17 protein-coding genes are annotated in these 17,746 nt (G+C 71.4%); 10 read left to right on the top strand and 7 right to left on the bottom strand.

Going from position 1 to position 17,746, the window contains the following annotated elements; all coding sequences use genetic code 11:
- Window positions 1–196 precede the first annotated feature (196 nt).
- Window positions 197–892, top strand: a complete 696-nt coding sequence (locus AOK22_RS25575) for a FadR/GntR family transcriptional regulator (RefSeq protein ID WP_055701069.1) — start codon at window positions 197–199, stop codon at window positions 890–892.
- 3 nt (window positions 893–895) lie between these two features.
- On the opposite strand, the gene AOK22_RS25570 is transcribed toward AOK22_RS25575, so the two are convergent.
- The 3 genes from AOK22_RS25570 to fabG all read right to left on the bottom strand — a co-directional run bounded on the left by AOK22_RS25570 (window position 896) and on the right by fabG (window position 2,918).
- The gene (locus AOK22_RS25570) at window positions 896–1,240 is read right to left on the bottom strand and encodes a hypothetical protein (RefSeq protein ID WP_425264064.1); all 345 of its coding nucleotides are present in this window, start codon (window positions 1,238–1,240) and stop codon (window positions 896–898) included.
- 179 nt (window positions 1,241–1,419) lie between these two features.
- Window positions 1,420–2,193, bottom strand: a complete 774-nt coding sequence (gene fabI, locus AOK22_RS25565) for an enoyl-ACP reductase FabI (RefSeq protein WP_030684230.1) — start codon at window positions 2,191–2,193, stop codon at window positions 1,420–1,422.
- Window positions 2,194–2,198: 5 nt separating this feature from the next.
- Complete coding sequence (gene fabG, locus AOK22_RS25560) at window positions 2,199–2,918, bottom strand: 3-oxoacyl-[acyl-carrier-protein] reductase (RefSeq protein ID WP_055701067.1); 720 nt, start codon at window positions 2,916–2,918, stop codon at window positions 2,199–2,201.
- 198 nt (window positions 2,919–3,116) lie between these two features.
- On the opposite strand from fabG, the gene AOK22_RS25555 reads away from it, so the two are divergent.
- Genes AOK22_RS25555 through tyrS form a run of 3 tightly spaced genes read left to right on the top strand, consistent with a single transcriptional unit; the run spans window position 3,117 to window position 7,351 of the window.
- Complete coding sequence (locus AOK22_RS25555; protein ID WP_055701066.1) at window positions 3,117–4,640, top strand: TldD/PmbA family protein; 1,524 nt, start codon at window positions 3,117–3,119, stop codon at window positions 4,638–4,640.
- A complete protein-coding gene (locus AOK22_RS25550) occupies window positions 4,637–6,031 on the top strand; it encodes a TldD/PmbA family protein (protein WP_055701065.1) in 1,395 nt (464 codons plus the stop codon). The genes AOK22_RS25555 and AOK22_RS25550 overlap by 4 nt, the downstream gene beginning before the upstream one ends.
- A 51-nt stretch (window positions 6,032–6,082) precedes the next feature.
- Complete coding sequence (gene tyrS, locus AOK22_RS25545) at window positions 6,083–7,351, top strand: tyrosine--tRNA ligase (protein ID WP_055701064.1); 1,269 nt, start codon at window positions 6,083–6,085, stop codon at window positions 7,349–7,351.
- A gap of 92 nt (window positions 7,352–7,443) precedes the next feature.
- Here the strand turns inward: tyrS and AOK22_RS25540 are convergent, their stop codons facing one another.
- A complete protein-coding gene (locus AOK22_RS25540) occupies window positions 7,444–7,719 on the bottom strand; it encodes a GlsB/YeaQ/YmgE family stress response membrane protein (protein WP_055701063.1) in 276 nt (91 codons plus the stop codon).
- Window positions 7,720–7,944: 225 nt separating this feature from the next.
- Between AOK22_RS25540 and AOK22_RS25535 the strand changes: the two genes are divergently transcribed.
- On the top strand, window positions 7,945–8,322 hold the full coding sequence (locus AOK22_RS25535) for a DUF3099 domain-containing protein (RefSeq protein ID WP_055701062.1): 378 nt from the start codon (window positions 7,945–7,947) through the stop codon (window positions 8,320–8,322).
- Between the two features lie 219 nt (window positions 8,323–8,541).
- Entirely contained in the window at window positions 8,542–8,757 is a 216-nt protein-coding gene (locus AOK22_RS25530) for a hypothetical protein (RefSeq protein WP_055701061.1), read from the top strand.
- Window positions 8,758–8,806: 49 nt separating this feature from the next.
- On the opposite strand, the gene moaA is transcribed toward AOK22_RS25530, so the two are convergent.
- The 3 genes from moaA to AOK22_RS25515 form a co-directional block, all read right to left on the bottom strand.
- Window positions 8,807–9,814 carry a GTP 3',8-cyclase MoaA gene (gene moaA, locus AOK22_RS25525; RefSeq protein ID WP_055701060.1) on the bottom strand — a complete coding sequence of 336 codons (1,008 nt, stop codon included), beginning with the start codon at window positions 9,812–9,814 and terminating at the stop codon, window positions 8,807–8,809.
- Between the two features lie 160 nt (window positions 9,815–9,974).
- Window positions 9,975–11,612 (bottom strand): solute symporter family protein, encoded by a 1,638-nt coding sequence (locus tag AOK22_RS25520; protein ID WP_055701059.1) that lies wholly within the window; start codon window positions 11,610–11,612, stop codon window positions 9,975–9,977.
- The gene (locus AOK22_RS25515; protein ID WP_055701058.1) at window positions 11,609–12,007 is read right to left on the bottom strand and encodes a DUF485 domain-containing protein; all 399 of its coding nucleotides are present in this window, start codon (window positions 12,005–12,007) and stop codon (window positions 11,609–11,611) included. Before AOK22_RS25515 ends, AOK22_RS25520 begins: the two co-directional genes overlap by 4 nt.
- A gap of 353 nt (window positions 12,008–12,360) precedes the next feature.
- Here AOK22_RS25515 and AOK22_RS25510 point away from each other — a divergent pair, with 353 nt between their 5' ends.
- From AOK22_RS25510 to AOK22_RS25495, 4 genes are all read left to right on the top strand, one after another.
- The gene (locus tag AOK22_RS25510; RefSeq protein WP_055701057.1) at window positions 12,361–13,908 is read left to right on the top strand and encodes a S8 family peptidase; all 1,548 of its coding nucleotides are present in this window, start codon (window positions 12,361–12,363) and stop codon (window positions 13,906–13,908) included.
- Between the two features lie 89 nt (window positions 13,909–13,997).
- Window positions 13,998–15,476 carry a S8 family peptidase gene (locus AOK22_RS25505; protein WP_055701070.1) on the top strand — a complete coding sequence of 493 codons (1,479 nt, stop codon included), beginning with the start codon at window positions 13,998–14,000 and terminating at the stop codon, window positions 15,474–15,476.
- Window positions 15,477–15,557: 81 nt separating this feature from the next.
- On the top strand, window positions 15,558–16,088 hold the full coding sequence (locus AOK22_RS25500) for a hypothetical protein (protein ID WP_055701056.1): 531 nt from the start codon (window positions 15,558–15,560) through the stop codon (window positions 16,086–16,088).
- 25 nt (window positions 16,089–16,113) lie between these two features.
- On the top strand, window positions 16,114–17,523 hold the full coding sequence (locus tag AOK22_RS25495; RefSeq protein WP_055701055.1) for a CoA transferase: 1,410 nt from the start codon (window positions 16,114–16,116) through the stop codon (window positions 17,521–17,523).
- The last annotated feature ends 223 nt before the right edge of the window (window positions 17,524–17,746 follow it).

The following is a 17,746-nucleotide window of genomic DNA, read 5'->3' as shown; positions in this document are numbered from 1 at the left end:
CCCACGCGCGCGTGGGTGCCTGTTTGCCGGTCCCGGCCGTCACTGCCGTCTCCGTGCGTATCGCTTTCGATTCCGGCGTCATCGTCCCGGTGTCCTCACTAGCCATGGGTCCATCATAGAATCATGGGATGATTGGCTGTCCAATCCGAATGCGTCACACTCCGGCCCGGCACCCCGCCCCTCACGAAGGAACGTCATGCCGCTGACCACCCCTCGCCGTTCGGCGCTCTCCGAACAGGTCATCTCCGAGCTGCGCAACCAGATCTCCTCGGGTGAGTGGCCGATCGGCTCGCGCATCCCCACCGAGCCCGAACTGGTCGAGCAGCTGGGCGTGGCCAGGAACACGGTGCGGGAGGCCGTGCGCGCCCTCGCGCACAACGGCCTGCTCGACATCCGGCAGGGCTCGGGCACCTATGTCGTGGCGACCAGCGAGCTGGCGGGCGTGATGCAGCGCAGGTTCGCCGACGCGGAGCCCCGGCACATCGCGGAGCTGCGCAGCACGCTGGAGTCGAGCGCGGCCAGGCTCGCCGCGCGGCGCCGCACCGAGCGCGACCTCAAGCAGCTCGACGCCCTGATGGTGCGCCGCGAGGAGGCCTGGGCCTCCGGGGACGCGGAGGCGTTCGTGACGGCCGACGCGACCTTCCACATGGCGGTGGTCGCCGCGTCGCACAACGACGTGATGACGGCGCTCTACGCGGACCTGGGCGAGGTCCTGCGGGACTGGCTGCGCGAGGACATCGGCAAGGACCTGACCCCCGAGTCGCACATGGACCACACCCGCCTCGTCGACGCGATCCGCGCGCAGGACGCGGAGGCGGCCGGGACCGAGGCGGCGGGCTATCCGTTCCTCTGCCGCCCGGAGCGGTTCACCGAGGGCCGCGGCCACGCGTGACGCTCACTTCTCGTGGGTGACCCAGACCGAGCGGACCTCTTTCCAGCACCGACCGGTGAGCCGCACGGTCTGGGCGGGCCCCGCCTCGACGGGGGCGTCGTCGACGTCGATGTCCCACCACCGGTCGCACTCCACGTGGAGACGGACCCGGTCGGTCTCGGGGTAGGGGTTGTGGCAGCGCGCCACCACCCGGGAGCCGGCGATGTCGGTGCGGCACTCCGCGCCGAAGGGCCGCGGCTTCTCGTCCGTCACGCGCGCGTGCGGGGATCCCTGCGCCACGCGCGCGTGCGGGGCCTCCCGCGGCACGCCGCTCGGCGCGACGACCACAAGAGCGAGAGCGACGAGCACCGCACCGGTAAGACGCACACTTCAGGGTGCGCGGCACTCCCCCCTCACCGCCCGGCCAGGGGGCCGAACGGGCGAGGCCCCGCCTCCCGCGCACTGCGGGGAACGGGGCCTCGAACACGTACGGGAGACCTGCTCGGGTAGGTAGGCGATACCTCAGCAGGTACGTACGAAATGCCTGGTCAGGCACCCATCATGTGCACGCCGCCGTCGACGTGGATGATCTCGCCGGTGGTCTTCGGGAAGAAGTCCGAGAGCAGCGCGACGATGCCGCGGCCCGCGGGCTCGGGGTCGGCCATGTCCCACTGGAGCGGGGAGCGGCTGTCCCAGACCTTGGCGAGCTCGCCGAAGCCCGGGATGGACTTGGCGGCCATGGAGCCGATGGGGCCGGCGGAGACGAGGTTGCAGCGGATGTTCCGCGGGCCGAGGTCACGCGCCAGGTAGCGGTTGGTGGCCTCCAGGGCGGCCTTGGCCGGGCCCATCCAGTCGTACTGCGGCCAGGCGAACTGCGCGTCGAAGGTCAGGCCGACGACCGCGCCGCCCTCCTCCTCCGGCATCAGCGGCAGCAGAGCCATGGTCAGCGACTTCAGGGAGAACGCCGAGACGTGCATGGCCGTGGCCACCGACTCGAACGGCGTGTTCAGGAAGTTGCCGCCGAGCGCGTCCTGCGGGGCGAAGCCGATGGAGTGGACGACGCCGTCGAGGCCGCCGAGCTCCTCGCGGACCACGCCCTCGAGGCGGCCCAGGTGCTCCTCGTTGGTGACGTCGAGCTCGATGACCTTGGCGGGCTTGGGCAGCTTCTTGGCGATGCGCTCGGTGAGCGTGGGCCGCGGGAAGGCGGTCAGGATGACCTCGGCGCCCTGCTCCTGGGCGACCTTGGCCGCGTGGAAGGCGATGGAGGACTCCATCAGCACACCGGTGATCAGGATGCGCTTGCCGTCGAGAATTCCGCTCATGGTGATCAGTGACCCATGCCCAATCCGCCGTCAACCGGGATGACGGCTCCAGTGATGTACGAGGCGTCGTCGGACGCGAGGAACTTCACCGCGGCGGCGATCTCCTCGGGCTGCGCGTACCGGCCGAGCGGCACCTGGGAGACGATGCTCCCGCGCTGCTCGTCGGTGAGCGCCTTGGTCATGTCGGTGTCGACAAAACCGGGGGCGACGACGTTGAAGGTGAGGTTGCGCGACCCGAGCTCACGGGCGAGGGAACGCGCGAAGCCGACCAGGCCCGCCTTGGAGGCCGCGTAGTTCGCCTGGCCCGCGGAGCCGAGCAGGCCGACCACGGAGGAGATCAGGACGACGCGGCCCTTCCTGGCGCGCAGCATGCCGCGGTTGGCGCGCTTGACGACCCGGAAGGTGCCGGTCAGGTTCGTCTCGAGGACGGACGTGAAGTCCTCCTCGGACATGCGCATGAGGAGCTGGTCCTTGGTGATGCCGGCGTTGGCGACCAGGACCTCCACGGGACCGTGCTTGTCCTCGATCTCCTTGTAGGCCTGCTCCACCTGCTCGGCGTCGGTGATGTCGCACTTGACGGCGAGGACCCCGGCTTCGGCGAGCGCCTGCGGCGGCTCGCCCGACCGGTAGGTGATCGCGACCTTGTCGCCGGCGTCGGCGAAGGTGCGGGCGATGGCGAGGCCGATGCCCCGGTTTCCTCCGGTGACGAGAACCGAGCGGCTCAACGGATCACCCTTTCGATAGCGGTCTGGTACCTCGAAAACCTATCGGTACCTTCCGCGATACGGAGAATCGGCGACCGACAGTGGCGCGGAGGACTCCCTGTCGGGTCCCTACAGAAAGGCCGCGCGGAAAGGTCTGGCACGAGGGGCGCCGCGCACGACATGATCGTGCCTGACCGTGCCGACAGCAGGGAGACATCCGTGCCTCATTCCATCGATGAAGCCTTCACGGCGCTGCCGCTGCGGGCTCTCGCCGACGCCGCGCTCGCCCGCGCGCGAGCGCTCGGCGCCGACCACGCGGACTTCCGCCTGGAGCGGGTGCGCAGCGCGTCCTGGCGGCTGCGCGACGCCAAGCCGGCCGGCACCTCGGACACCACGGACCTCGGGTACGCGGTCCGCGTGGTGCACGGCGGCACATGGGGCTTCGCCTCGGGCGTGGATCTGACGATGGACGCGGCGGCGCGGGTCGCCTCCCAGGCCGTCGCGATGGCCAAGCTGTCCGCCCAGGTCATCAAGGCCGCCGGGTCCGACGAGCTCGTGGAGCTCGCGCCGGAGCCCGTGCACGCGGACAAGACGTGGATCTCCTCGTACGAGATCGACCCCTTCTCCGTGCCGGACGAGGAGAAGGCGGCCCTGCTCGGCGACTGGAGCGCGCGGCTGCTCGCCGCCGACGGCGTCGCGCACGTCGACGCCTCGCTCCTGACCGTGCACGAGAACAAGTTCTACGCGGACACGGCGGGGACGGTGACCACCCAGCAGCGGGTCCGCCTGCACCCGCAGCTGACCGCCGTCGCCGTGGACGAGTCGAGCGGTGAGTTCGACTCCATGCGCACCATCGCCCCGCCGGTCGGGCGGGGCTGGGAGTACCTCACGGGGACCGGCTGGGACTGGGACGCCGAGCTCGCGCGGATCCCCGAGCAATTGGCCGAGAAGATGCGGGCGCCGAGCGTCCGGGCGGGTTCGTACGACCTCGTCGTCGACCCGTCGAACCTCTGGCTCACCATCCACGAGTCCATCGGCCACGCCACCGAGCTGGACCGCGCGCTCGGCTACGAGGCGGCGTACGCGGGCACCTCCTTCGCCACCTTCGACCAGCTCGGCAAGCTCGCCTACGGCTCGTCGCTGATGAACGTCACGGGCGACCGGACCGCCGAGCACGGGCTCGCGACCATCGGGTACGACGACGAGGGCGTGGCCGCGCAGTCCTGGGACCTGGTCAAGGACGGCACCCTGGTCGGCTACCAGCTGGACCGGCGCATCGCGCGGCTCACCGGCTTCGAGCGGTCCAACGGCTGCGCCTACGCGGACTCCCCCGGCCATGTGCCGGTGCAGCGCATGGCGAACGTCTCGCTGCAGCCGGACCCGGCCGGACTCTCCACCGAGGACCTGATCGCGGGCGTCGACCGGGGCATCTACGTGGTCGGCGACCGCTCCTGGTCGATCGATATGCAGCGCTACAACTTCCAGTTCACCGGCCAGCGCTTCTACCGGATCGAGAACGGCCGGCTCACCGGGCAGCTGCGCGACGTCGCCTACCAGGCGACGACCACCGACTTCTGGGGCTCGATGGCCGCGGTCGGCGGCCCACAGACGTATGTCCTGGGCGGCGCCTTCAACTGCGGCAAGGCCCAGCCGGGCCAGGTCGCCGCGGTCTCGCACGGCTGCCCGTCCGCCCTGTTCCGGGGCGTGAACATTCTGAACACCACGCAGGAGGCCGGTCGATGAGCCGCAGCGCCACCAAGCCGCACGAGATCGTCGAGCGCGCCCTCGACCTGTCCACCGCCGACGGCTGCGTCGTCATCGCCGACGAGGAGTCGACGGCGAATCTGCGCTGGGCGGGCAACGCCCTGACCACCAACGGCGTCACCCGCGGCCGCACCCTCACCGTCATCGCGACCGTCGACGGCAAGGAGGGCACCGCCTCCGGCGTGGTCTCGCGCTCGGCCGTGACCACGGACGACCTGGAGCCGCTGGTCCGGGCCGCCGAGGAGGCCGCGCGCGGGGCGGGCCCCGCCGAGGACGCGCAGCCGCTGGTGTCCGGCACCCCCGCGTCGCCCGACTTCACGGAGGCCCCCGTGGAGACGTCCTCCGCGGTCTTCGCGGAGTTCGCCCCCGCGCTCGGCGAGGCGTTCGCGCGGGCCCGCGCGGGCGGCCGCGAGCTGTACGGCTTCGCCAACCACGAGTTCGTGTCGAGCTACCTCGGTACGTCGACGGGGCTGCGCCTGCGGCACGACCAGCCCAACGGCACCCTCGAACTCAACGCCAAGTCCCCCGACCGCACCAAGTCGGCGTGGGCGGGGCGGGCCACCCGCGACTTCAAGGACGTCGACCCGGCGGCCCTGGACGCGGAGCTCGCGCAGCGCCTCGGCTGGGCCGAGCGGCGGATCGAGCTGCCCGCCGGGCGGTACGAGACGCTGCTGCCGCCGACCGCCGTCGCGGACCTGCTGATCTACCAGCTGTGGTCGTCCTCGGCCCGCGACGCCGCCGAGGGCCGCACGGTGTTCTCCAAGCCGGGCGGCGCGACCCGGCTCGGCGAGAAGCTCGCCGAGCTGCCGCTGACGCTGCGCAGCGACCCGCACGAGCCGGGCCTGGAGTCGGCGCCGTTCGTGCTCGCCCACGCCTCCGGCGGCGACTCGTCGGTCTTCGACAACGGCCTGCCGATCGGCCCCACCGACTGGATCCGCGACGGTGAGCTCGCTCACCTCGCCACCACCCGGCACAGCGCGGCCCTGACCGGCCTCCCGGTGACCCCGGCCATCGACAACCTCGTCCTGGACGGCGGCGGCGAGCGCTCCCTGGACGAGATGGTCGCGGCCACCGAGCGGGGGCTGCTGCTGACCTGCCTCTGGTACATCCGCGAGGTCGACCCGGCGACGCTGCTCCTGACGGGCCTGACCCGGGACGGCGTCTACCTCGTCGAGAACGGCGAGGTCGTCGGCGAGGTGAACAACTTCCGCTTCAACGAGTCGCCGGTGGACCTGCTGGGCCGCGCCACGGAGGCCGGCCGCACGGAAAAGACACTGCCCCGCGAGTGGGGCGACTGGTTCACTAGAGCTGCCATGCCGGCCCTGCGGGTGCCGGACTTCAACATGAGCTCGGTCAGCCAGGGCGTGTGACGCCCATAGACTGGGACCGATCACCAGGTACGTACGAGGAGACACAGAACCGTGACGGACATCGTCGACGAGCTGAAGTGGCGCGGGCTTTTCGCCCTGTCCACCGATGAAGACGCACTGCGCAAGGCGCTCGCGGACGGTCCCGTCACGTTCTATTGCGGCTTCGACCCGACCGCGGCGAGCCTGCACGTCGGGCATCTGGTCCAGGTCCTCACCATCCGCCGGCTCCAGCAGGCGGGGCACCGCCCGCTGGCGCTGGTGGGCGGGGCCACGGGTCAGATCGGCGACCCGCGCCCGACCGCGGAGCGCACCCTGAACGACCCGGAGACGGTCGCGAACTGGGTGGCCCGGCTGCGCTCGCAGATCGAGCCGTTCCTCTCCTTCGAGGGCGACAACGCCGCGCGGATGGTCAACAACCTCGACTGGACCGCGGGCCTGTCCGCGATCGAGTTCCTGCGCGACATCGGCAAGCACTTCCGGGTGAACAAGATGCTCACCAAGGACTCGGTCGCCCGGCGTCTGGAGTCCCAGGAGGGCATCTCCTACACGGAGTTCAGCTACCAGCTCCTGCAGGGCATGGACTTCCTGGAGCTGTACCGCCGCCACGGCTGCACGCTGCAGACCGGCGGCAGCGACCAGTGGGGCAATCTCACGGCGGGCATCGACCTGATCCACCGCCTGGAGCCGGACGCCACGGTGCACGCCATGGGCACGCCCCTGATGGTCAAGGCGGACGGCACCAAGTTCGGCAAGACCGAGGGCGGCGCCGTCTGGCTCGACCCCGAGATGACGACGCCGTACGCGTTCTACCAGTTCTGGCTGAACGTGGACGACCGCGATATCTCGACGTACATGCGCATCCTCAGCTTCAGGTCCCGCGAGGAGCTCGAGGAGATCGAGAAGCAGACCGAGGAGCGTCCGCAGGCGCGCGCCGCGCAGCGTGCGCTCGCCGAGGAGCTGACGACGCTGGTGCACGGCGCGGACCAGTGCGCCGCGGTCATCGCCGCGTCCAAGGCGCTGTTCGGCCAGGGCGACCTGGCCGAGCTGGACGAGGCGACGCTGGGCGCGGCGCTGTCCGAGCTGCCGCGCGTCGAGGTCGCCGAGCTCGGTCCCGTCGTGGACCTGCTCGCCGAGGTCGGCCTGGTGGCGAGCAAGTCCGCCGCCCGGCGCACGGTGAAGGAGGGCGGTGCCTACGTGAACAACGTCAAGGTCGCCGCCGAGGACGCCGTGCCGGCGCGCGAGGATCTGCTGCACGGGCGCTGGCTGGTGCTGCGCCGCGGCAAGAAGAACCTCGCGGCGGTCGAGGTCACGGCGGGCTGACCCCGCCCGCGGTACGACGCGCGAGGGGCCGGTCCGCACGGACCGGCCCCTCTTCGTGCGCCGCGCGGGGCGCTACGCCACCGGGGCGTGCGCTACGCCGACTGTCTGTTGCCCTTGATCGCCTTGTACGCCATGTCTCCGATGGCCACGATGACGACCGCCGCCACGATCTGCAGGGCGTGCCGCCCCCAGTCGATGCCCTTGGTCTCGTCGATGCCGAACGCCGCGGCGAGCGAGTTGCCCACGACGGCTCCGATGATGCCGAACACCGTGGTCAGCCAGAGCGGACTGTGCTGCTTCCCGGGCAGGATCGCCTTGGCAATCAACCCCAGCACGAAACCCACGATGATCGCCCACAACCAGCCCATAGCTGCCTCCTCGTACGGCTCCACATGAGCGTTACGGTCAGTGTCGGCCTGTCCGCCATACGGCGCATGTCGGGCGCCCCCATACGTGGCACGGCGCAGGGAGAGCACCGAGGTGGGACCCGCCCCGGTCTCGTAGGCGGCGCAGCCCCGGCGTAACGTGGAACAGGGTCGGACCGGGGCAGATACCAGGAGAGTCCGGCACAGCGGACAGGGTGGTGGAACGTGATGCGGAAGCAGAGCAGCGGCCAGGTCTTCCGGATCACGGGAGCCCGGCAGGGTCTCGCCGAGGACGTGCGCGGCAGGCAGCGCCGGTACGTGATCTCGATGTCGATCCGGACGGTGTCGGTCGTGGCCGCGGCCGTGCTGTGGAACGTCGAGCGGCACGTCGCGTTCGTCGCTCTGGTGCTCGGGGTCCTCCTGCCGTACATCTCGGTGGTGATCGCCAACGCCGGCCGGGAGAACGCGCCGTCGCTCCCGTCGACGTTCGTACCCGCTCCTTCTCGGCCAATGCTCGCGCCGCCCGCTCCCGCCGGTCCGGCGGAATCCGTCCCGGAAGATCCCGTGGGGTCCTCGTACGACCAGCGGCGCGGCGGATCGCGCTAGCGGAGCCGACCGTCGACGTTCCGCCAAGCTCAAGAAAACCTCAGATCAATCATGTAGTTCCGGTGCCAGTCGGCCGGTCCCCCATGACATACTTCGTACGCGCTCCGCATCCCCCGTCGGAGCGACAGACCGACGCCGGGCAGCTCCCCCCGTGGCTGCTCGGCGTCGCCTTGTCTTGAGGGCGCCGGGGCGCGCCTGCGACGGCATTTGGACGCGACTGTGAGTGACGAGAAGCCGATCTGTTCCGCGAAGGGCTGCCGCGTCGACGCGGTCTGGGTGCTCGCCTGGAACAACCCGAAGATCCACACCCCGGACCGCCGCAAGACCTGGCTCGCCTGCGACGACCACCGCGAACACCTCTCCCAGTTCCTCGGCGTCCGCGGCATGCTGAAGGACGTCGTGACGCTGGCCGACTGGGAGTCCCGCGAGGCGTAGGCCCCGCCTCTCGTCTGCCGGAGCCGGGGCCTCGCGCTGCCGGGTCGGGTCAGCCGCCGATCGCCGACATCGGGCGGTCCGGCTGGAGGAAGGTCGGGTCGTCGAGGCCCGAGCCTGCCTTCTTGCCCCACATCGCCAGCTTCCAGATGCGGGCGATGGCCTCGTCCGAGCCGTCGGTGCTGTCCTCGGGGGCCGCGCGCAGCGCGCCGCGCAGGTCGGTCTCCTCGGTGGCGAACAGGCAGGTGCGCACCTGGCCGTCGGCGGTCAGCCGCGTGCGGTCGCAGGCGGAGCAGAACGGGCGGGTGACGGAGGCGATCACGCCGACGCGGTGCGGGCCGCCGTCGACGATCCAGCGCTCGGCGGGGGCCGAGCCGCGCTCGCCGGCGCCCTCCTCGGTGAGCTCGAAGCGGGTGCGCAGGGACTGCAGGATGTCACCCGCGGTGATCATGCCGTCGCGCTTCCAGCCGTGCTGGGCGTCCAGCGGCATCTGCTCGATGAAGCGCAGCTCGTAGTCGTTCTCCACGGCCCAGGCCAGCAGGTCGGGGGCCTCGTCGTCGTTCAGGCCCGGCATCAGGACCGTGTTGACCTTGACCGGGGTCAGGCCGGCGTCACGGGCGGCTTCGAGGCCTTCGAGGACGTCCTTGTGGCGGTCGCGGCGGGTGAGGGTCTTGAAGACGTCGGGGCGCAGGGTGTCCAGGGAGACGTTGACCCGGTCGAGGCCCGCGGCCTTGAGGGCCTTGGCGGTGCGCTTGAGTCCGATGCCGTTCGTCGTCAGGGACATCTTGGGGCGCGGCTCCAGCTGGGCACAGCGCTCGACGATCCCGACGAGGCCGGGGCGCAGCAGCGGCTCGCCTCCGGTGAAGCGGACCTCGGTGACGCCCAGCTGGGTGACGGCGATCCGGACGAGCCGGACGATCTCGTCGTCGGTGAGCAGATCGGGCTTGGCCAGCCACTGCAGGCCTTCTTCCGGCATGCAGTACGTACAGCGGAGATTGCAGCGGTCGGTCAGTGATACGCGCAGGTCAGTGGCTACGCGACCATAGGTGTCGATGAGCACTGCGGCCCCCTCCCCGGCGGTTGGATGTTGGCGGGTCCCACTGGTTTCGACCTTACGTGACACCTCTGACAACGCCATGGGCCATTTGACACGAGGTACGACGCGGCCGCGTCGTAGGACTCTACGACGCGGCCGCTACGGACGTGTGAACGAACGCCGCTCAGTGGGCCCCGACGCCGGTGAGGGACTTGACCTCCAGCTCGGCGTACTTGCCCTTGTCGGGCTCCTCCTTGGAGAGGATCGAGCCGAGCCAGCCGAGCAGGAAGCCCAGCGGGATGGAGATCAGGCCCGGGTTCTCCAGCGGGAAGAAGTCGAAGTCCGCGCCGGGGAACATCGAGGTGGGCTTGCCGGAGACGACCGGTGAGAACAGCACCAGGCCGACGGCCGCGATCAGGCCGCCGTAGATCGACCAGAGCGCTCCCTGGGTGGTGAAGCGCTTCCAGAAGAGGCTGTAGAGGATCGTCGGCAGGTTGGCGGAGGCCGCGACGGCGAAGGCGAGGGCGACGAGGCCCGCCACGTTCAGGTCGCGGGCCAGGGCGCCGAGCGCGATGGAGACGATGCCGATGAACACGGTCGCCCAGCGGGCCGCCTTCATCTCCTCCTTCTCGGTGGCCTTGCCCTTGCGGATGACGTTCGCGTAGATGTCGTGCGCGAACGAGGACGACGAGGCCAGGGTGAGGCCCGCGACGACCGCGAGGATCGTGGCGAAGGCGACCGCGGAGATCACCGCGAGCAGGATCGCGCCGCCGGTGGAGTCGCCACCGCCGCCGATCTCCAGGGCGGCGAGCGGCGCCGCCGTGTTGCCGGCCTTGTTGGAGGCGATGATGTCGGCGGGCTTGAGCAGGGCGGCGGCGCCGAAGCCGAGCACGATGGTCATCAGGTAGAAGGCGCCGATGATGCCGATCGCCCAGTTCACGGACTTACGGGCGGCCTTGGCGGTGGGCACCGTGTAGAAGCGGATCAGGATGTGCGGCAGGCCCGCGGTGCCGAGGACCAGGGCGATGCCGAGCGAGATGAAGTCCAGCTTCGAGGTGCCGCTCGCGCCGTACTTGAGGCCGGGCTCCAGGAACGCCGAGCCCTTGCCGCTGTTGGAGGCGGCGGTGCCGAGCAGGTCGGAGACGTTGAAGTTGAACTTCAGCAGGATCAGGAAGGTGATCAGGACCGTGCCCGCGATGAGCAGGACGGCCTTGACCATCTGCACCCAGGTGGTGCCCTTCATGCCGCCGATGGTGACGTAGACGATCATCAGGACGCCGACGAGGGCGACGATGAGGATCTTGCCCGCGTCGGAGGTGATGCCGAGCAGCAGCGAGACCAGGACGCCGGCGCCCGCCATCTGCGCGAGCAGATAGAAGATCGACACGACGATGGTGGAGGTGCCGGCGGCGGTGCGGACCGGGCGCTGGCGCATGCGGTACGCGAGGACGTCGCCCATCGTGTACCGGCCGGAGTTGCGCAGCGGCTCGGCGACCAGGAGCAGCGCCACCAGCCAGGCGACCAGGAAGCCGATGGAGTAGAGGAAGCCGTCGTACCCGAAGAGGGCGATGGCGCCGGCGATGCCGAGGAAGGACGCGGCGGACATGTAGTCGCCGGAGATCGCGAGGCCGTTCTGGAAACCGGTGAACTGGCGGCCGCCCGCGTAGAAGTCGGCGGCGCTCTTGGTCTGGCGTCCGGCCCAGACGGTGATGCAGAGCGTCGCGACGACGAAGGCCGCGAAGAGGCTGATGATCAGCGTCCGGTGCTCGGAGGCGTCGGACGCCGCCGCCAGGTCGATGACGGCGGTGTGCGCGGGGCTCATGCGTCGCCCTCCGTGCGGGTCTCCATGCGGGTCTCCATGCGGGACTTGATCGCCTCGGCCTTCGGGTCCAGCTTCGACGCGGCGTGGCGCGCGTAGAACCAGGCGATGAGGAAGGTGGTCAGGAACTGCCCGAGGCCGAGCACCAGGGCGACGTTGATGTTGCCGAAGAGCTTGGTGCCCATGAAGTCGCCCGCGTAGTTGGAGAGCAGGACGTACACGAGGTACCAGGCGATGAAGGCGACGGTGAGCGGGAAGGCGAACGAGCGGTGTGCGCGGCGCAGTTCACCGAATTCCGCGCTCTCCTGCACCTCGGTGTACTCCTCCGTGGAGGGCGCGTGGGGAGCGGGTTCTGTTCCTGCGCCACCCTTCGAAGGGGGCGGTGCGTCGGTGGCCACGGAGTCTCCTCGTGGTGCGGGTGGGGTGGGGACGGACAGTTGTTCCATGGGCTCTCTCGCTCTCGGATCCGAAGTGACACGGATCACGTGAGCCACGGATGGCGATGCTAAGGCCACGGGACGTGATCCGACAGGGGGTTGATGTTGGTTCCGCGGTCTGCTCAACGTCACGGCGGCACGCGCGGCGTCGCCCAACTCCCCGGATTCTTCGGATAGTCATTGCTGGCCTGGGAGTTTCAGGGTTAGCTTCACCCCGAACGACCCGTCATGTACCTGCCCGAGCACCACCGTGTTCGGGCAGTTCCGTATGCGACTGCGCATGCGGTTCCGCTTCCGGATGTTGTGGAGAACCCATGGCCCATCTGCGTTCCAGACGTCGTGCGGCGCTCGTCGTGCCGCTCGGCATCGCCCTCGCCGCCTCGGTCGGCTTCGTGCCCGGCGCCGCGTCCGCGGCCCCGAACGAGTCCCCCGCCCCCGTGTCGGCGCAGGCCGCGAAGGACGCCCCCGTCTTCGCGTACGTCGTCAACACGCGTACGGACCACAAGACGATCGCGTACGTCAAGAAGGCGATAGCCAGGACCGGCGGGTCCGTCGTCGTCGCGCACGAGAAGATAGGCGTCATCGTCGCCCACTCCTCGGACGCGGACTTCGCCAGGAAGATCCGCGGCGTGCGCGGCGTGCAGTCGGCGGGCGCCACCCACACCGCGCCCCTGAAGTCGGCCGCCACCACGGACGACGGCAAGGCGGAGGTCCTCACCGCCGCCGAGGCCAAGGCCCTGAAGCGGAGCGCCGCGCCGGGCGCCGAGCCGATGGAGGCCGACCAGTGGGACCTGCGGGCGATCGGCGCCGACAAGGCCGCGAAGATCAACCCGGGCAGCAAGAAGGTCACCGTCGCCGTGATCGACACCGGCGTCGACGACACCCACCCCGACCTCGCGCCGAACTTCTCGCCCGCCCAGTCGGCGAACTGCGCCGGCGGCAAGGCGGACACCTCGGCGGGGGCCTGGCGCCCCACCAAGAAGGAGCACTACCACGGCACGCACGTGGCGGGTGAGATCGGCGCCGCGCGCAACGGCGTCGGCGTGGCGGGCGTGGCGCCCGGCGTGAAGATCGCGGGCATCAAGGTGGCCGACCCGGTCGACGAGCTGTTCTACCCGGAGAGCGTGGTCTGCGCCTTCGTGTTCGCCGCCGACCACGGCGTCGAGATCACCAACAACAGCTACTACGTGGACCCGTGGCTGTACAACTGCAAGGACGACCCGGACCAGAAGGCGATCCTCGACGCGGTCAACCGCGCGCAGCTGTACGCCCAGAAGCGGGGCACCCTCAACATCGCCTCGGCGGGCAACTCCAACCACGACCTGGACGCGGACGCGATCGTCGACGACTCCAGCCCGGACGACTCCACGCCGGTGACCCGCACCGTCGACCCGCACGAGTGCCTGGACGTGCCCACTCAGCTGCCGGGCGTCGTCACCACCAGCGCCACGGGTGTCAAGAACCTCAAGTCGTCGTACTCCAGCTACGGCAAGGGCGTCGTCGACGTGACGGCCCCGGGCGGCGACAAGTACCAGCTGCCGACCGACACCCCGTCGAAGAACGGCAACATCCTCTCCACGATGCCGGGCGGCGAGTACGGCTGGCTGCGCGGTACGTCGATGGCCGCCCCGCACGCCTCCGGCGTCGCCGCGCTGCTGAAGTCCACGCACCCCAAGGCGGGCCCCGCCGAGCTGCAGCGCCTCCTGAAGAAGCAGGCCGACCCGCTGGCGTGCCCCACCGAGCCGTACGACCCCGACGGTGACGGTGACGTCGACGCGGTGTGCCAGAACGGCGGCAAGGGCAAGAACGGCTTCTATGGCAGTGGGCTCGTCGACGCGCTCGACGCCGTGAAGAAGAAGTGACGGGGAGACAGAACGTGACCAAGTCCCACAGAACGGCCGCCGGGCTCCGGCGCTCCCGCCGGGTGCTGGCCCTGCCGCTCGGCGCCGCGATGGTCTCGGCCGTCGCGTTCCTGCCGGGCACGGCGGCGGCGCGGCCCGCGGCGGTGCCGGACGCCCCGGCGTCGGCGTCCGCGGCGGCGCCCATGAGCTACGTCGTGAACGTCCGGCCCGGCAAGGCGAGTTCGGTCTTCGCCGAGCGGGCCATCGCCAAGGCGGGCGGCGACGTCGTCATCGCGTACGACAGGATCGGCGTCATCGTCGTCCACTCGTCGAACCCCGACTTCGCGAAGACGATCCGGCGGGCCAAGGGTGTCCAGTCGGCGGGCGCGACCCGCACGGCGCCGCTCTCCGCGCAGGCCGACGACGCGCTCGACGCCGAGCGGCCGCTGACCGCCGCCGAGGCCAAGGCCGCGGCGGGCAGGGCGGCGGCGGGCCAGGACGAGCTGGAGCCGCTGCAGTGGGACCTGCCCGCCATGAAGGCGGACAAGGCGCACGCCGTCTCGCTCGGCAGCCGCAAGGTCACCGTCGGCGTGCTGGACTCCGGCGTCGACGACACGCACCCCGACATCGCGCCGAACTTCGACCGCGCCGCGTCCGCGAGCTGCCTGGGCGGCGTGCCGGTCCAGAAGGACAACGCGTGGCGTCCCGTGGCCAAGGAGAGCGACCACGGCATGCACGTGGCGGGCACGATCGCCGCCGCGAAGAACGGCACCGGGGTCACGGGCGTCGCGCCCGGGGTGAGGGTGGCGAGCCTGAAGGTGGCCGAGCCCGCGACCGGCATGTACTACACGGAGGCCGTGGTCTGCGGCTTCGTGTGGGCGGCCGACCACGGCGTCGACGTCACCAACAACAGCTACTACACCGACCCGTGGCTGTTCAACTGCACGACGGACGACGACCAGAAGGCGCTCGTCGACGCCGTCGGACGGGCCGCGCGGTACGCGGAGCGCAAGGGCGCGGTGAACGTCGCGGCCGCGGGCAACGCGAAGACCGACCTCGCCCAGGAGGAGCTCCTCGACGAGTCGAGCCCGGACGACAGCACGCCGGTGCCCCGGACCGTCAAGACCAAGGACTGCCTCGACATCCCGTCGCAGCTGCCGGGCGTCGTGACGGTCTCCGCCACGGGTGCCAAGGGCCTCAAGGCGTCGTACTCGAACTACGGCAAGGGCGTCGTCGACATCACGGCGCCGGGCGGCGACTCCACGAAGTACCAGACGCCGAACCCGCCGGCCACCGACGGCAGGATCCTGTCGACGCTGCCGGGCGGCAAGTTCGGCTACAAGGCCGGTACGTCGATGGCGTCCCCGCACGTCGCGGGCGTGGTCGCGCTGATCAAGTCGACGCATCCGCACGCCTCGGCGGCGCGCGTCAAGGCGCTGCTGTACCGCCAGGCGGACGCGATGGCGTGCACCGACCCGTACGACATCGACGGTGACGGCAAGGTCGACGCGGTCTGCGAGAGCGCGAGGAACGGGAACGGCTTCTACGGCGCGGGCATGGCCGACGCGCTGGACGCCGTGCGCAAGTAACACCGCTGGACAGCGGGTTGGGCCGGGCGGCTCGGGGGGCCGCCCGGCCCTTCCCGTGCGCCCACGAGAGGATCGGCTTCCATGAGTGAGTTTCGCAGCCCCGTGCACAGCTCGGTCGACGCCGGGGTGGCCCATCCCGCCCGCCCCACCTGGCAGTTGGTACTGCGGTTCGCCGTGAGCACGGTGGTGCTGCCCGTGTGGTGGGTGGTGTGGATCGGCCTGGCACTCGTCATCATCGCGTTCGCCATGCTGACGGAGTTCCTCACCTACGTGATACCGGGCTACGAACGCGGCATCGAGCATGTCATGGACGCGACCCTGGGGAAGATGCCCGTGTGGCCCCGTTGGAGCGTTACCTGGCCCGAGCTGCGCCACGAGGGCGACACCGAGTTCTATCGGACCCGGGTCGACAAGTGGCTCGCCGAGCGGACGAAGCGGGTGTCGGCCCCCAGGAGCGGAGGGACGCCGAAGCAGCCCCGTGAGCACGAGATCGGGCTCAAGCACTATCGCGGCGTGGGCAGCGCCTACGCGGTCCGCGCGGCCACCGACCTCGGCTGGGAGCTCAGGCCGTCCGATCCCGCGAAGGAGATCGCGCTCCGTTGGCCCCACTGAGCTGCCGACCCGGCATAGTGCCTGCATGACACACGCATCACTGAACGCCACGCGCGGCGCCTGGGCCGCGCTCGGCGGCGATCCCGCGCTGCTCTCCCGGGTCTCCTCCGTCGTGCGCGAGGGCGCCCTGCCCGCGCGGCTGCCCGTCAGCGGCCTCGCCCGTGCCTGCGTGGGCGTCTGCGCGCTGGCCGCCGCCGAACTCGCCGCGGCGCGCACCGGGCAGCGGGTGCCGCCCGTGCGGGTCGACGACGGGGCCGTGGCGACCGCCTTCGTCAGCGAGCGCCACCTGCGGGTGGACGGGCGGGCGCCGGTCGCTTTCGCGCCGCTGTCCCGCTTCTGGCGCACCGCGGACGGCCAGGTGCGCACCCACGCCAACTACCCGCACCACAGGGCCGCGTTGGCGTCCGCGCTGGGGCTCGCCCCGGACGACGCGTCCGTCGACGCCGTGGCCGCCCGGCTCGCGGAGCGGCCCGCCGCCGAGGTGGAGCGGGCGGTGTACGCGGCCGGGGGCCTCGCCGTCGCCCTGCGCTCCCCCGAGGAGTGGGCCGCGCATCCGCAGGGTGCCGCGGTCGCCGCGCTGCCGCTGGTGCGGCGGGAGCGGACCGGCGCCGACGGGACGGCCGGGCGGCCGCTGCCGCCGCTCACCGGTGGCGCCGCGCGGCCCGCCGAGGGGCTCCGCGTCCTCGATCTGACGCGGGTCATCGCGGGCCCGGTCGCCACCCGCACGCTGGCGCTGCTGGGCGCTGACGCGCTGCGCGTCGACTCGCCCCACCTGCCCGAACTGGCCGACCAGCACGCGGACACGGGCTTCGGCAAGCGGTCCACCGCGCTGGACCTCGGCGCCCCGGCGGACCGGCGCGCCTTCGACGCGCTCCTCGCGCGGGCCGACGTGGTCGTCACCGGCTACCGGCCTGGCGCCCTCGACCGGTTCGGCCTCTCCCCCGAGGCGCTGGCCGAGCGCGCGCCCGGTGTCGTCCTCGCCCAGCTGTCGGCGTGGGGCGACGAGGGGCCGTGGGCGGAGCGGCGCGGCTTCGACAGCCTGGTGCAGGTCGCGACGGGGATCGCCGCCGTCGAGGGGGCGCCCGGGGAGCCGGGCGCGCTGCCCGCGCAGGCGCTGGACCACGGCACCGGCTATCTGCTGGCCGCGGCCGTCCTGCGGGCGCTGACCGAGCGGGAGGCGCACGGCGGGACGGCGCGGGTGCGGCTCGCCCTGGCGCGGACGGCGCGGTGGCTGACGGACGGGGAGTGGGACGAGGGCCCGGTGCACGGCGAGCGGGCGGACGCGTACGCGGATCCGTCCCCTTGGCTGACCGTGACGGACGGCCCGCTCGGCCGCCTGCGCCATGCGGTGTCGCCGGTCGCCTTCGGCGCCGCGCCCCTCAATTGGGCGTGTCCTCCCGGGCGTTGGGGAGCCGACCGGCCGCGGTGGCGCTGAGCCAGGACGGCGCGGCCGAGTCCTGACGCCCGATCGGAACGGTATTGCGCCACTTGTCCCCCGGGACTTGCCCGTGGCGGGAACCCCTGGTGAAGATCTTGTGGTGAGCACCGTACGACCGTCCGCCGAACACGGAGGCGATGCCGTGGCCGCCCGCGTACCGGCCACCGCCCCCGTCGCGCACCGCGCACCGCGCCGCCGCCCGTCCGTGGGCCGCGCGGTG

Source organism: Streptomyces silaceus (genome assembly GCF_001419745.1).
In the GTDB taxonomy this organism is placed as follows: domain Bacteria; phylum Actinomycetota; class Actinomycetes; order Streptomycetales; family Streptomycetaceae; genus Streptomyces; species Streptomyces silaceus.
This window is presented reverse-complemented; position numbering and strand designations above follow the sequence as displayed.